This is a genomic window from Desmonostoc muscorum LEGE 12446, from assembly GCF_015207005.2.
Classification (GTDB): Bacteria; Cyanobacteriota; Cyanobacteriia; order Cyanobacteriales; family Nostocaceae; genus Nostoc; species Nostoc muscorum.
Window position 1 is genome coordinate 2,630,573 of record NZ_JADEXS020000001.1, and the last position, 15,049, is coordinate 2,645,621.

The window sequence follows — 15,049 nt, forward strand, 5'->3', positions numbered from 1 at the left end:
TTTTATTTAAAAAATCCTGATTTCAGGGCAGAGTAATACAGAAAAGTATATTAATTTTGTATTCCTGTGCATGAGAATATGCCTCTGAAATATTTGCCCTGAGGTCAGTACACAGGTTGATATAACTTATTGAAACACTACCACTTTTTGTATGGTAGAAATTTACCAGACATAATGATTTTAACGCGATCGCCTTTGGGGTCTACTTCTTTTTCCACATCTAAAGTAAAGTCAATGGCGCTCATAATCCCATCGCCGAATTTGTCCTGAATCACGGCTTTAATTGGGAATCCGTACACCTGCATAATTTCGTAGAAACGATAAATCAGTGGGTCGGTTGGTACAACTGGGCCTAATCCTTTTAGAGGATATTCAGTCAACTCATTAATATAACTTGCATCTAGCCCCAATGCTTCGACTAGTAACTTGGCTTCTTCTGGGGAAGCACTAGCTTGACGGTAGATTAAAGCAGCAATCCATACTTCATCGCGTCCGATAATTTTTTCTAAATCGGCGAAGCTTAGTCCTTCGTCTTGTTTTGCTGCTAATAGCTTTTGAGTAATTTCGGGAATGGACACCTGATAACTCCTCTGGTGAAAACTTTTGATTTTCCATATATGCTATCACTGCGATCGCCGGATTCGGGTCTGTATTTCATCTGCCACTACAAATTATGTAAGTTTCAGAGCTTGAAGAATCACTGTATTCAACTGCTGAACTTGATTTGCTCCCAATTTACCTATCCTTCTGGTGATTAGTCTACGCTCTATGGTAGTTATTCTTGTCACGCTAACTTTAGATATAACCCGTAATCCAGTACTAGTAAAATCTGGATCTGAAGGTTCTAAGATGAATTCTTCTGGACTCAAACTACTTATATTTTGAGATGAAATAAAACATAAAGTGACATCATCGCCTATAGTGTCTATCCATAAAACTAAACCAGGGCGTAGCTTTGTTCCACTCAAGTCTGTAAATGGAAATGGAACCAAGACTATATCACCTTTTTGGAGAGACATTTAGATAGCTTCTTCATCGTCAAGTGAGTATATGTCTGGTTCATTTTCAAGAAAGTTAAAGGCTCCTCCAGTCTGGGCAAGTAGCATTAGATCGCGAGTTGAAGGCTCTGATGAATCGAAAAATAGTTTTTCTTCCAAAAGAAAGCGATCTTCATCAGAGAGACACAGGATAACTTGTATGAGAGATTCTACGAGTTTAATGTTCACTATTGATAAATTAACAAACAAGGGTTGTAAAGGTAGCTTCTATTTATCAGGACTTACGCAACTGGCACAATGCGATCGCTAACAAATAGTACTAAAGTACTATAAAAATGCAGATGAAATGAACTAGAGTACAAATGTAAATTGTTCCTTTTCACACCAAATTTTTGGGCTGCTGCTCAGGCTACTGTAACGAATACTTTTGAATATGAAGTTTACTAAATTAGATTATTGCCAGTATCTACTTAGTAGCCAAATTAATTATACCATTACCAATTTGGCAGAGCATTTAGAGAGTATTAGCCATGATACAATTAACTATTATTTGAAAAGAGAAAAATTAACACCTCGTTTACTATGGGATAACGTGAAAGAGGTAGTTGAGCCTGATGACAATGGTTACATAATATTTGATGATAGCATTTTAGATAAAAGGTATTCTGAAGAAATAGAAATAGTCAGAAGACAATATAGTGGTAATGAGCATGGTGTCCTTAAAGGCATTGGCGTAGTTAGCTGCGTGTATGTCAACCCTACACTTCAAAGATTTTGGGTCATAGATTATCGAATTTTTAATCCTGATGTCGATGGCAAAACCAAGATAGACCATGTGAAAGACATGCTCCAAAGCCTTGTGTATCATAAGCTTTTACCATTTGATACTGTTTTGATGGATACATGGTATGCGGTACACAGTTTAATGCTATATATTGATAGCTTAGACAAAATTTATTATTGCCCTTTAAAAGACAATCGGTTAGTTGATGATACATTTGGTCAAGCAAAATATAAACGTATTGAATTATTAGAATGGAGTCAAGAAGAATTAGATTGTGGTAAGATAATCAAAATTAAAGGGTTCCCAGCTAATAAAAAAGTGAAACTATTCCGGGTTACTGTTTCTACCAACAGAACGGATTATGTCGCAACTAACGATTTATCTCAAAGTTCCACGGATGTTGTACAAGAGGTGTGTAAAATTCGTTGGAAAATCGAGGAGTTTCACAGAGAAATTAAACAATTAACTGGGATTGAATTTTGCCAATGTCGGAAAGCTAGGCTTCAAAGAAATCATATCGCTTGTGCAATGTTAGTTTGGGTTAGGTTAAAGAATTTAGCCTATACAACTGGTCAAACTATTTATCAAATCAAGCATAACTTGCTTTCTAATTATTTAATTCAGCAACTGAAACGCCCAAGTATTCTTATGTGCTTGGTTTGATTTAAATTGTCGCCTGTCAGGGCTGCGCCCTGCCCGCTATTTGTGCCAGTTGCGTAAGTCCTGTTTATGCAATTTGCAGTTCTTCCATATTGCTGCTTATCACTAAGTTAATTTTAGGCGATCGCTTTCTTTTTAGATAGGTTCTCCATCTGTTAGTGAGTATATGTCTGGTTCATCGTTAACAAAGTTACTGCTTGAAGGCTCTGATAAATCGAAAAATAGTTTTTCTCCCAATAGCGATCGCTCATCATCAGAGAGAGATAATATTACTTGAACGAAAGATTCAATCAGGGACTGACATATAAAAAAACATCCAATAATCTCTTGCGGGGTGGGCGTCTCGCCCGCCCATCACCAAGGGCGGGCAAGATGCCCACCCCACAAGAGAAGAGAGAATGTGATGATTGAGATTATTCAGGGAGTTGCCAAAAGAAGGGGTAATTTTCTGGGGTTGATGAGAGTCCTGCTTTTACAGGATTTTGTCTGATATATTCCCAATATTGTTGAAACTCTTCATCATTCCTAACAATACGGTCATATCTTTCATCTTGCCAAACTGTTCCTATATGTTTCATCACTTTAGGAATTTGTTTAGCACTATAACCTTTAATACTTTTCATAATGCTACTCAATGACCAAAACTCATTTTCCGATTTGAGTAATGGCTGAATAAGCAGATGCACATGATTTGTCATCACTACAAAAACAAATATTTGATATCTATTTTTATCAAAAAACAAGCATGAATTAAAAACTATTTCTCTAGCTTCTACGCTAAGTTCTAACTTTTCCCAAGTATTAAAAGTAATGAAATAAACTGCCCCACCTAACTCCCAATGAGGTAATCTTCTCCGAAAAATTTTCAACTTTGGCTCTTGCATTCAATATAGTATTTCTAATATTTCTATAACTTTTCTTGTGGGGTGGGCATCTTGCCCGCCCCTTCCTTTATTTTTCCCACCCAAAACCCAAAAAAATCCCCCACCTTGCAGCAGGGGATTTTTATTACTTATCTACAAAACTAGGAGCCGAATTAACCGAACTTACCAGCGGTAGAAGCAATCAAGAATGCGGCGTAAGTCACAACATAACCAACTGCAAAGTGGGTTAGACCAACTACGCGAGCTTGAACGATGGACAGAGCAACGGGCTTGTCTTTCCAGCGAACCAAGTTAGCTAGAGGAGTGCGCTCGTGTGCCCAAACAAGGGTTTCAATCAACTCTTGCCAGTAACCTCTCCAAGAGATCAAGAACATGAAGCCGGTAGCCCAAACTAGGTGTCCAAATAGGAACATCCAAGCCCAGACAGACAGGTTATTCACGCCGTAGGGGTTGTAGCCGTTAATCAACTGAGCTGAGTTTGCCCACAGGTAATCGCGGAACCAGCCCATGAGGTATGTAGAGTTCTCATTGAACTGAGCAACGTTACCTTGCCAAACACCCAGATGTTTCCAGTGCCAGTAGAAGGTTAACCAACCAATGGTATTGAGCATCCAGAACGCAGCTAGGTAGAAGGAATCCCAAGCGGAGATGTCGCAAGTACCGCCACGACCGGGGCCGTCACAAGGGAAGGCATAGCCGAAGTCCTTTTTATCGGGCATCAGCTTAGAACCACGGGCATCCAAAGCACCTTTGACCAAGATCAAGGTGGTGGTGTGCAGACCTAAGGCGATCGCATGGTGTACCAAGAAGTCGCCAGGGCCAATTGTTAAGAACAGGGAGTTAGTACCAGCGTTGATGGCACTTAACCAGCCTGGTAACCAAACGTTAGCGTAGTTGGGCCATGCTGTGTAAGCAATACTATCTGGGTTAGCTAGTAGGGTATCTAAACCGTACAGTACCTTACCGTTAGCAGCTTGGACGAACTGAGCAAACACTGGCTCGATGAGGATTTGCTTTTCCGGAGTACCGAAAGCAACTACTACATCGTTGTGTACGTACAAGCCCAGGGTGTGGAAGCCTAAGAAAAGGGATACCCAGCTGAGGTGGGAGATAATCGCTTCTTTATGCTTCAATACGCGGTCAAGAACGTTGCCTTTGTTTTGTTCTGGGTCGTAATCACGTACCCAGAAGATTGCTCCGTGAGCAAAAGCACCAAGCATCAGGAATCCAGCAATATACTGGTGATGCGTGTACAACGCTGCCTGGGTTGTGTAGTCCTTCGCAATAAATGCGTAGGCAGGCATGGAGTACATGTGCTGTGCTACCAAGGAGGTTACAACACCTAGCGCTGCTAAGTGCCAACCTAATTGGAAGTGCAGGGAGTTGTTGTAGGTGTCGTAGATACCTTGGTGAGGTAGGTTGAACGGACCTTCAACGGGAATACCAAAGAAACTCTTGGCATTCAAGGCTTCTTTGAGACTGTGACCAATCCCAAAGTTTGTCCGGTACATGTGACCGGCAACGATGAATAATACTGCGATCGCCAAGTGGTGATGAGCGATGTCAGTCAGCCACAAAGCTTCTGTCTGGGGATGGAAGCCACCCAAGAAAGTCAGAATTGCAGTTCCTGCACCTTGGGATGTGCCAAACACATGTCCAGGAGTGTCAGGATTTTGAGCGTAAACAGCCCAGTTACCTGTAAAGAAGGGTGTTAAACCTGCTGGGTGGGGTGGGGTGTTGAGGAAGTTATCCCAACCTACGTGCTGACCGCGAGCTTCGGGAACAGCAACGTGAATTAGGTGACCTGCCCAAGCCAAAGAGCTAACACCAAATAGACCTGCTAGGTGGTGGTTTAGGCGATGTTCAGCGCTCTTAAACCATGCCAAGCTAGGACGGTACTTGGGTTGCAAGTGCAGCCAACCAGCAAACAATAATACCGCTGCGAATATTAGCAGGAATACTGAACCGTTGTACAGTTCGCTATTTGTCCGCATACCGATGGTATACCACCAGTGGTAGATACCAGAGTAGGTAATGTTTACTGGATTGCTAGCGCCAGCTTGGGTGAAAGCTTCGATCGCTGGTTTGCCGAAGTGGGGGTCCCAAATCGCGTGGGCGATGGGACGGATGTGAAGGGGATCTTTAATCCACTGTTCAAAGTTACCTTGCCAGGCTACATGGAACAGGAGGCTGGATGCCCACAGGAAGATGATTGCCAAGTGACCGAAGTGAGTGGCGAAAATCTTTTGGTAAAGATTTTCCTCAGTGATGCCATCATGGGTTTCAAAATCGTTACCTGTTGCGATCGCATACCATATCCGACGAGTAGTCGGGTCCTGTGCGAGATCCTGGCTAAATTTTGGAAATTTTGTTGCCATAGGTTTAATAATTCCTCTGACCTTTAGCCATCAAGTATCAGCTGGGATAGTTAGGAGTTATGAGTTGTGAGTTATGAGTTGAGAATTATGAGTTGTAAGTTATGAGTTCTAAATTTTTATTTCTAACTCCTAACTTCTAACTTCTAACTTCATTCCTAACTCCTAATTCCTAACTCCTAACTTGTAGAAAGCTGATTGCTACCCTACTGAAAGGATGTGTGCATGGAAGAATGCCCAAGTAGTAGCAATTCCTCCTAGAAGGTAGTGAGCTACCCCTACAGCGCGACCCTGAATAATGCTCAGAGCGCGGGGCTGAATTGCTGGTGCTACCTTCAGTTTATTATGCGCCCAAACTATGGACTCAATTAATTCTTGCCAGTAGCCGCGACCACTGAACAGGAACATCAAGCTGAATGCCCAAACAAAGTGAGCGCCTAAGAATAAGAGTCCATAAGCAGATAGCGCACTGCCGTAGGAGTTGATGACTTGTGTAGCTTGTGCCCACAAGAAGTCACGCAACCAACCATTGATTGTGATGGCGCTTTGGGCAAAGTTACCACCAGTGATGTGAGTCACAGTACCATCTGGATCTACTGTTCCCCAAACATCTGATTGCATTTTCCAGCTGAAGTGGAAAATTACAATCGATAGGGAGTTATACATCCAGAAAAGTCCCAGGAATACGTGATCCCAACCAGATACTTGGCAGGTACCGCCACGACCAGGACCGTCGCAAGGGAAGCGGAAGCCCAGGTTTGCTTTGTCTGGAATCAGACGAGAGCTACGGGCAAACAGCACACCTTTGAGCAGAATTAGGACGGTGACGTGAATGGTGAAGGCGTGAATGTGGTGAATTAGGAAGTCCGCTGTACCCAAAGCGATGGGCGCAGCTGCCACCTTGCCGCCAACAGCCAAAATACCGCCGCCAAAGACATAGCTAACTGGTTCTAGGGCATTAGGTGCAGTTGAACCAGGAGCCAAAGCGTGGATATTTTGTACCCACTGGGCAAATACTGGCTGCAATTTAATTGCCGTATCAGAGAACATGTCTTGGGGACGACCCAATGCACGCATTGTGTCGTTGTGGATGTAAAGTCCAAAGCTGTGGAAGCCAAGGAAAATAGACACCCAGTTCAGGTGAGAAATAATCGCATCCCGGTGACGAATCACGCGATCGAGCAAGTTGTTTTGATTCACAACTGGATCGTAATCCCGCACCATGAAGATGGCAGCATGAGCCGCTCCACCAACAATCAAGAAGCCACCGATCCATATATGGTGAGTGAATATGCACAACTGCGTAGCGTAGTCAGTTGCCAAGTATGGATAGGGGGGCATCGCGTACATGTGATGCGCGATGATGATGGTCAGTGAACCCAAGAAGGCAAGGTTAGTTGCCAACTGAGCGTGCCAAGATGTGGTCAGGTTTTCGTAGAGACCTTTGTGACCTTCACCAGTGAAAGGACCCTTATGGTTTTCCAGGATCTCTTTGATGCTGTGACCAATACCCCAGTTGGTACGGTACTGGTGACCAGCAATGATGAACAGGACTGCGATCGCTAAATGGTGATGGGAAATATCTGTCAACCACAAGCCGCCTGTTACTGGGTTTAGACCGCCCTTGAAGGTGAGGAAGTCAGCATACTGACCCCAGTTCAAGGTGAAGAAAGGTGTTATACCAGCAGCGAAGCCTGGGTACAGTTCCGTCAACAAGTCTTTGTTCAAGATGAACTCGTGGGGCAAGGGTATATCTTTGATGGCAACCCCTGCATCCAAAAGCTTGTTAGTCGGTGCGGACACGTGAATTAAGTGACCCGCCCATCCCAAGGAACCACAACCTAACAATACTTGTAAGTGGTGATTCAGCATCGACTCCACATTCTGGAACCATTCCAGTTTGGGAGCTTTTTTGTGGTAATGGAACCAGCCGGCAAATAGGAATAAGCCTGCTAATACCAAGCCACCGATCGCAGTGACGTAAAGCTGGAAGGAGTTTGTGATACCCCAACCGCGCCATACTTGGAACAAACCAGAGGTGATTTGAATACCGTGGAAACCACCGCCAACATCACCGTTTAAAATGTCTTGTCCCACAATGGGCCAAACGACTTGGGCACTTGGCTTAACGTTTAACGGGTCGCTTAGCCAAGCTTCGTAGTTAGAGAACTTCGCGCCGTGGAAAATCATCCCGCTCAGCCAGATTGTCACTACGGCTAAGTGGCCGAAGTGCGCTGAGAAGATCTTGCGGGAGATGTCTTCTAAATCGCTTGTATGTGTATCAAAATCGTGGGCGAGTGCGTGAAGGTTCCAAATCCATGTAGTGGTTTTTGGACCTCTGGCTAAAGATCTGTCAAAGTGTCCAGGCTTTGCCCATCTTTCGAATGAGGTAGGAACCGGGTCGTTATCGACGATTACTCTTGCCTTTTTTTCCTCTCGCTCCGGAGGACTTATTGCCATTCGACCTCCTCTCTGATAAGGAATGAGGAATCATGATTACCACATAGTAATGTTTTACCGCACACTCCAGTGATTTGCTGAAGCCACAGTGAAGACCCATGTGGAGAGTTGTTTCTCGTTGAATTATAGAGTCTTCACTTGTACATTGTTGGAGATATTTTAACAATAATTCAAAATCGCTGAAATAACTGCCTTTTCTGCCTTTTAACCTCCAAACTAATTGTCCAAAAGTCAATAGATTATTCATTTAATTTACAAAGAATAACAATTCGTAAAATATATGGTTGGGGATTGGGGATTGGGGATTGGGGACTGGGGATTGGGGACTGGGGATTGGGGATTGGGGACTGGGGATTGGGGATTGGGGACTGGGGATTGGGGACTGGGGATTGGGGACTGGGGACTGAGGGCTGGGGGCTGGAGGAAATGAGGAGGGAAACAAGGGGACTCTTGAGAATTAGGGACAAGAGGAAAGACTTGTTGCAAGCTCTCACTCAAGTCACCTTGTCCCGTTGTCCTCTTCCTACGCCCAGTCTCCAGTCCCCAGTCCCCAGTCCCCAATCCCCAGTCCCCAGTTTTGGGCTATATTTCCCTATGGAGATGTCAAAAAGGATTGCAGGGTGCAAGGCATGAAATCGTGGCAGAAAATGGTGTTAGAGAAGCTCCTCCCTTGGAGTTTTCCGATTCTCAGGCTCGTAATGACATTGGTACTGGTATGTGGCTTAACCAGTTGTGGCGATAAGGCTGCCAGCCAGGAAGTATCTATTGGCAATCAAGAAAAGGGTGTGCGAATTTCTCAAGTTTCTAAGGAATTTTCGGAAGTTGCCCCTCCTGCTGTTATCCAAGAACTGCGTCCAATTTTGGAAGTTTATCAACCACAAGTGACAATTGTTACTCCAAAAGCTGATGAAGTATTCTCAGATAACAAAGTCACAGCCAGCTTTCAGGTTAAGGATTTACCAATATTTAAAGACCCACAATTACAACTAGGTCCACATCTACACGTAATTCTTGATAACCAACCCTACATACCTGTTTACGATCTGAATCAGCCTTTAGTTTTGCCAGACTTGTCCCCAGGTACTCATACCTTGCGCGTCTTTGCTTCGCGTCCTTGGCATGAAAGCTTTAAAAATGAAGGCGCCTATGCTCAGACAACATTTCACATCTTCACTAAAACTGACGACAATAACCCAGTTCCCAATCTACCGTTGCTCACCTACAGTCGCCCTCAAAGTAGTTACGGGGCAGAGCCAATTTTACTTGACTTTTACCTGACTAATGCTCCCCTGCACTTGGTTGCGTCGGAAAATGCCAAGGACGAATTTAGCGATTGGCGCATTCGCTGCACGATTAATGGTGAAACTTTTATTTTCGATCGCTGGCAAGCAATTTACCTCAAAGGTTGGAAGCCTGGTAAAAACTGGGTAAAACTAGAATTTCTCGATAACCAGGGAAATCCTCTCAAAAATGCTTTTAACACCACAGTTAGACTGATTGACTACCAGCCGAAGGGTAAAGATACTCTGTCGAGAATTACCAGAGGGGAACTCACAGCAAATGAGTTACGTAGCATTATAGACCCGAATTATAAATTCACACCTACGCCTGCTATTGAAAAAACACCCGAAATACAACCGAAGATAGAAAAACAGCCAATTCCGGAAATTGAAATTCCAGAAGCATCGAAAACACAGCCAACCAAACCAGAACAACCAAAATTAGAACCTCCAACGGCTGCACCATCCCCTAGTTTGTCACCAACACCACCAAATATTATTGAGTCTCCTGTACCAGAACCACAGCCAACGGTAACCCCAACTCCAGAATCAACGCCATTACCAGAAGAAGTTACGCCTGAACCAGTAAAACCAAGATTTGGCGGATTTTTCAACCGTCAGGCTGGTAAGACGCCCACCCCAGAAGCAACAGTCATACCATCTCCTAGTTCCCTACCCACTCTGCCAGAAATCATTGAGTCTCCAGCAGCACAGCCAACAGTAACGCCAACTCCACAAGCAACACCAGAACCACAGCCAACAGTAACGCCAACTCCACAAGCAACACCATTACCCGAAAAAGTTGCGCCTGAGCGAGCAAAACGGAGATTTGGTGAATTTTTCAAGCGTCGAACTGTTGAGACACCCACCCCAAAAATAATAGTTGCCCCATCTCCGAGTTCGCCACCCACTCTGCCAGAAATCATTGAGTCTCCAGCGCCAGAAAGAGTTACGCCGTCGCCAGAACCACAGCCAACACCTGAATCAACACCGTTACCCGAAGATACTCAACTCTAACTTTTGCGATAAAGCTTCAAGAAAAACAAGCCCTGCTATTGGATTTCCAATTGTATCTAAAGCGGGGCTGTAACAAGCGATCGCTCCCTCGCTTGGTACTATTGCTACAAGTCCACCACCAATGCCTGATTTCATCGGCAGACCAATCCTAACTGCAAACTCGGCAGAAGCTTCATAAAGTCCACAAGTTGACATCACAGCATTGACAATTTGGCGATTTTGTGATTTCAAACGGTGATATTCACAAGCTAGGAGTTTTCCTAACAGAGCTAAATCTTCAACTCGCCCCGATAAACAGCATATTTGTTCGTATGTGTCAAGGGATGTTTCCAAATTTTCGAGATGTCCGATTTCGGCAAGATAATTGGCGATCGCTTCATTGGCTGTTGAACGTGTTAATCGCACAGAAGTCAACATAGCTTCATCTAAATTTACTTGACAACCTGCTAATTCATTCAACCATTGACAAAATAAAAGAGTGCGAACTCTAGGGTCTTTTCCTGGTAACTTATCAGCGAGGGTAATTGCCCCACTATTAATCATGGGGTTGCGGGGGCGGCCGCGATCGCTAACTAATTGTTCTAAAGAATTGAAGGGTGCATCTGATGGTTCCACTCCAACCCAGCTGAAAACTGTTTCTGTGCCAAAATGTTCTAGCAGATATAGCAGGGAAAATGTTTTAATAACACTCATCAGCGGAAACACACAAGCCGTATCTCCAAAACTGATGGTTTTTCCTGATTTACAGCAGATGTGAACTGCAAACCAATCGGGATTGGCTAAAGCTAATTGGGGAATGCGATCGGGAATTTGTCCGCGTTCAGCTTGGGTTTTGGCTTGTTGTACCCAAGCTGATAATTCTGTAGTGGTTAGTTTATCAAGTCTTTTCAAAAGTGATATCCCCTAAATCATTTCTAGTTTATGCGGTTACTAAGTGTTAGTAACTGGCAGTTCTCAAGAGTAGCCAGTTTAAGGATCAATCTTTTGTAGAGACGGCGATTTATCGCGTCTCCTGGCTTAACCGAACTCATAGAAATGTTCTGTAATATAGACTTAATATTTATGTAGCAGCATATCTGCAACTTCACAAAAAGAAGCTGCGCTCTTAATATTTGCTGATTCTATATCACCGAATCCATAGGAGGCGTGAATAAAATCAACCCCTGCTCTCATTGCTGCTAATCTATCACTTTCTGTGTCTCCAATATAAACTGCATTTGTTAAGTTATTACGCTGACAGATTGCAATGATATTTTCAGCTTTGGGTTTTTGAGTTCTACCAAAACATTCTGAATCTAGAAATATATCGCCAAAAGTCTTGCTTGAATTACTACTGTTTAAAGGCATAGAAAGAAATACCTGCAAGTACCAATACTCGCAATTGCTAACTAAAAATAAGGAAAATTGAGCAGATAAAATATCTAAATATTCTGAAACACCTTTGTATAAAGTCCCCCCTCTAGTTTTGATCTCTTGCTTTTCACAATCTTCTATTAAAAGAGAAAGTTTATCAATATTTTCTTCTGCTATATCTGGAAAAATCTTTTTTATACATTCTATAAAAGGTAGTCCACTTACCCTGTTAATATCATCTTCAGTAATAGGAATTCTTGGAATATTAGCAACTTTAATTGCTTGATTCCATGCATTTGCACATACACTAGATATATTCCAAAGAGTTCCATCTAGATCAAATATTACCCCAACCATATATAACTCCCAAACGAAGCTAAGCAATTTCAATATCTACAGTGCTAGCGTATGTCACAGTCCAATTGAACAGTACATCTGTTTGACCAATCTTGATGAATATATTTAACAACGCTGTCTTCTGTGTTTGAGCCAATTACTAATGTTGCGTAACTCTTGAGTTGGGCATCTGCGTTAGCAACTGCAATGGCGCGATCGGCAACTTTGAACATTTTGATGTCATTAATTTGATCCCCAAACACCACAATTTCACTTTCCTCTAATCCATAATTTTCTACCATAGTTTGAATAGCTTGGTCTTTTGTTGCTTTGCAGTCATGAATTGTTAACCAATACCAACCTGGAGAATATTGGTTTTCCATCAAGTGTGTCTCTACACTAGTTCCATGTATTTCAATAATTGCACCTTGAAGTTCGAGCAGTTGTTGTGCGTGACCAATCACTGTTAGACAAACGATTAAATCGCTAAAAGAATGTGTCAAATCTTCAATTGCTCGCCATCTGGGGTCTTTGCTTATGAGGCGATCGTTAAGATACCAAAGCATACCATCGTTGATTACATCCTTATAATAGGCACAATCTTCTATACCATTAAAACTCGATACAAATGGAACACAGCCAAACTCCAGGATGAGTTTGTAAATACTTTCAACTACATCAGGACTAATAGAATTGATGATTTCGTGTCTGCCAGAATCAAAATCAGAAATAAAAGCACCATTAAATTCGATAACCGGGAGACGAAGATTCAAACCCTTGAGCATCGTTTGCATAAAAAAAACGCTACGCGCACTGGCTACAGTAAACTGTAGTCCTTGTTGTAAGAGCTGATCAAGAACTTTCTTGCTGAACGAAGAAAGTATTGCATTATTTCCAAGCAATGTACCGTCTAAATCTGAAATATAGACAGTGTTCATATATCTTAGCTGGCACTAGTTGAAGTAAGAATTATACCTCAAATTAGAATAACTAGCTAGATTTGCTGTAATATACAATAATTAAGTTTAACTGCTTGTGGATTTGATTTGAGTAAGCTCAAATATATTCTGATTTTTTATGTTTAAATATTGTGTATAACTTATAAATTATGGATAAACGCAGCAATTTATGCATTAAAACTGCTCTAAATTTAAAATAAAAGCAAGAAGCGAACTTTAGCAAAAAATATTTTATGATTCCCCGTGTGAGAGCGCCAGAATTACCACAAAATTACTCGTGGCTCAATACTGATAAACCTTTATCTCTTAAACAAATGAAGGGTAGAGTTATCATTTTAGACTTTTGGACATACTGCTGTATTAATTGTCTACATATTCTGCCAGACCTGAAATATTTAGAACAAAAATATAAAGAAAGCCTGACCGTTATTGGCGTCCATTCTGCTAAATTTGACAACGAAAAAGAAACCGAAAACATCCGCCAAGCTATCTTGCGCTACGACATCGAACATCCAGTTTTAGTTGACAGCGGTTTTCGAGTTTGGGAAGAGTATGCTGTGCGTGCTTGGCCTAGTTTAATGATTATCGACCCAGAAGGTTACGTGATTGGTTCTGTCTCTGGTGAAGGAAAACGTGACGTTTTAGAAAAATTGATTCAACAGTTAATTCAGCAACACCGCGAGAAGGGTACAATTAATTTTCAAGAACTTAGCTTGACTTTAGAAAAACAGCGCCAACCGTTAATCACACCCCTAGCTTTCCCTGGTAAAGTTCTAGCTACCGAAGGGAGTTTATTGATAGCTGATTCTGGACATCACCGTTTAGTGATGAGTAGCTTTGATGGCGAAATTCTTCACTTAATTGGTACTGGGAAATCTGGTTTAGTCGATGGTGCTTTTCACGAAGCACAATTTTTTGCACCCCAGGGAATGGCATTTGATGCAGAAAATCAAATGCTTTATGTTGCTGATACAGAAAATCATGCCCTGCGGCAAATTGATTTGCAGCGCCAGGTAGTAGAAACTATTGCGGGAACTGGCAAACAAAGCCGCAATATTCATCCTCACGGTGGTGCTGGTTTAGAAACTGCGCTGAATTCGCCTTGGGATCTAGTGAAAGTGGGAAATTTCTTGTTCATTGCAATGGCGGGGGCGCATCAAATTTGGCAGATGGATTTGGAAACAAGCATCGTCAAAACTTATGCTGGTATTAGTGCAGAAGCGTGTATTGATGGTTCACTTGCCGAATCTGCGTTTGCTCAACCCAGTGGTATTAGTAATAATGGGCAAGAATTATATATTGCTGACAGTGAAGTTAGTTCAATTCGCGGCGTTGGAATTGTAGAACCTTATCAAGTGCGGACTGTTTGTGGTAGTGGAGGTTTATTTGGTTTTGGCGATGTTGATGGACAAGGTGAAGATGTTCGTTTGCAGCACTGTTTGGCAGTGGAATACGCTGAGAATTTTCTGTGGGTGGCGGATACTTACAATCACAAAATTAAATTAGTCAGTCTTAGTGGTAATTGTCAAACGGTTTTGGGAGATGGTATCGCTGGTTTGCAAGATGGACGGGGTAAGAAGACTCGGTTTTTTGAACCTTCGGGATTGAGTGTTATGGGTTCATATTTATATATTAGTGATACCAATAACCATGTTATTCGACGTGTGGATTTGGATAGTTTTGAGGTGATAACGCTGGAACTTGTTGGGTTGTGTGCGCCAGATGTTTGCATTCCGGCGAATTTGTAGAATGATACAGCGTATTTCAAGTAAATCAACACGGGTAGAGGCACAGCCATGTTCCCTACAATTATCTGTACCCACCAAGTTACAATTTGCTGTAAGTTCACGCAGAGATGCAGAGGCCCAGAGTTTTTCTTTGTGTCTCTGGGTTTAATTTTGTTGTAGGGCGATTTTATTTTGTGGTTTGAATATCAGTATTTT

11 protein-coding genes are annotated in these 15,049 nt (G+C 42.4%); 3 read left to right on the forward strand and 8 right to left on the reverse strand.

All coding sequences use genetic code 11. From position 1 onward, the window contains the following. Positions 1-137: 137 nt before the first annotated feature. Positions 138-578 (reverse strand): cyanase, encoded by a 441-nt coding sequence (gene cynS / locus IQ276_RS11360; protein ID WP_193921757.1) that lies wholly within the window; start codon positions 576-578, stop codon positions 138-140. Between the two features lie 93 nt (positions 579-671). Further along, a complete protein-coding gene (locus IQ276_RS11365) occupies positions 672-1,019 on the reverse strand; it encodes a type II toxin-antitoxin system PemK/MazF family toxin (RefSeq protein WP_193921759.1) in 348 nt (115 codons plus the stop codon). Positions 1,020-1,431: 412 nt separating this feature from the next. Between IQ276_RS11365 and IQ276_RS11370 the strand changes: the two genes are divergently transcribed. Beyond that, positions 1,432-2,445, forward strand: a complete 1,014-nt coding sequence (locus tag IQ276_RS11370) for an IS701 family transposase (RefSeq protein WP_193926053.1) — start codon at positions 1,432-1,434, stop codon at positions 2,443-2,445. 410 nt (positions 2,446-2,855) lie between these two features. On the opposite strand, the gene IQ276_RS11375 is transcribed toward IQ276_RS11370, so the two are convergent. The 3 genes from IQ276_RS11375 to psaA form a co-directional block, all read right to left on the reverse strand. Next, positions 2,856-3,326, reverse strand: coding sequence for an REP-associated tyrosine transposase (locus IQ276_RS11375; RefSeq protein WP_221706638.1), 471 nt, complete (start codon positions 3,324-3,326; stop codon positions 2,856-2,858). A gap of 152 nt (positions 3,327-3,478) precedes the next feature. After that, positions 3,479-5,704 (reverse strand): photosystem I core protein PsaB, encoded by a 2,226-nt coding sequence (psaB, locus tag IQ276_RS11380; protein WP_190881353.1) that lies wholly within the window; start codon positions 5,702-5,704, stop codon positions 3,479-3,481. Between the two features lie 198 nt (positions 5,705-5,902). Beyond that, the gene (gene psaA / locus IQ276_RS11385) at positions 5,903-8,161 is read right to left on the reverse strand and encodes a photosystem I core protein PsaA (RefSeq protein ID WP_190881352.1); all 2,259 of its coding nucleotides are present in this window, start codon (positions 8,159-8,161) and stop codon (positions 5,903-5,905) included. A 629-nt stretch (positions 8,162-8,790) separates the two neighbouring features. Here psaA and IQ276_RS11390 point away from each other — a divergent pair. Continuing rightward, entirely contained in the window at positions 8,791-10,458 is a 1,668-nt protein-coding gene (locus tag IQ276_RS11390; RefSeq protein ID WP_193919084.1) for a hypothetical protein, read from the forward strand. Here IQ276_RS11390 and glsA read toward each other — a convergent pair. The 3 genes from glsA to IQ276_RS11405 all read right to left on the reverse strand — a co-directional run bounded on the left by glsA (position 10,435) and on the right by IQ276_RS11405 (position 13,085). Continuing rightward, a complete protein-coding gene (gene glsA, locus IQ276_RS11395) occupies positions 10,435-11,349 on the reverse strand; it encodes a glutaminase A (protein WP_193919082.1) in 915 nt (304 codons plus the stop codon). The two genes, IQ276_RS11390 and glsA, sit on opposite strands and share 24 nt — an antisense overlap. 162 nt (positions 11,350-11,511) lie before the next feature. After that, positions 11,512-12,168 carry an HAD family hydrolase gene (locus IQ276_RS11400; protein WP_193919080.1) on the reverse strand — a complete coding sequence of 219 codons (657 nt, stop codon included), beginning with the start codon at positions 12,166-12,168 and terminating at the stop codon, positions 11,512-11,514. Positions 12,169-12,212: 44 nt separating this feature from the next. Further along, positions 12,213-13,085, reverse strand: coding sequence for an HAD hydrolase family protein (locus IQ276_RS11405; protein WP_193919078.1), 873 nt, complete (start codon positions 13,083-13,085; stop codon positions 12,213-12,215). Positions 13,086-13,339: 254 nt separating this feature from the next. Between IQ276_RS11405 and IQ276_RS11410 the strand changes: the two genes are divergently transcribed. Continuing rightward, positions 13,340-14,854 (forward strand): thioredoxin-like domain-containing protein, encoded by a 1,515-nt coding sequence (locus tag IQ276_RS11410; RefSeq protein ID WP_193919077.1) that lies wholly within the window; start codon positions 13,340-13,342, stop codon positions 14,852-14,854. The last annotated feature ends 195 nt before the right edge of the window (positions 14,855-15,049 follow it).

Excerpts from the sequence above, each read along its gene's own strand:
- IQ276_RS11365 (WP_193921759.1), bottom strand. The coding sequence starts at position 1,019 with ATGTCTCTCCAAAAAGGTGATATAGTCTTGGTTCCATTTCCATTTACA.
- IQ276_RS11370 (WP_193926053.1), top strand. The coding sequence starts at position 1,432 with ATGAAGTTTACTAAATTAGATTATTGCCAGTATCTACTTAGTAGCCAA.
- IQ276_RS11375 (WP_221706638.1), bottom strand. The coding sequence starts at position 3,326 with ATGCAAGAGCCAAAGTTGAAAATTTTTCGGAGAAGATTACCTCATTGG.
- psaB (WP_190881353.1), bottom strand. The coding sequence starts at position 5,704 with ATGGCAACAAAATTTCCAAAATTTAGCCAGGATCTCGCACAGGACCCG.
- psaA (WP_190881352.1), bottom strand. The coding sequence starts at position 8,161 with ATGGCAATAAGTCCTCCGGAGCGAGAGGAAAAAAAGGCAAGAGTAATC.
- IQ276_RS11390 (WP_193919084.1), top strand. The coding sequence starts at position 8,791 with ATGAAATCGTGGCAGAAAATGGTGTTAGAGAAGCTCCTCCCTTGGAGT.
- IQ276_RS11400 (WP_193919080.1), bottom strand. The coding sequence starts at position 12,168 with ATGGTTGGGGTAATATTTGATCTAGATGGAACTCTTTGGAATATATCT.
- IQ276_RS11405 (WP_193919078.1), bottom strand. The coding sequence starts at position 13,085 with ATGAACACTGTCTATATTTCAGATTTAGACGGTACATTGCTTGGAAAT.
- IQ276_RS11410 (WP_193919077.1), top strand. The coding sequence starts at position 13,340 with ATGATTCCCCGTGTGAGAGCGCCAGAATTACCACAAAATTACTCGTGG.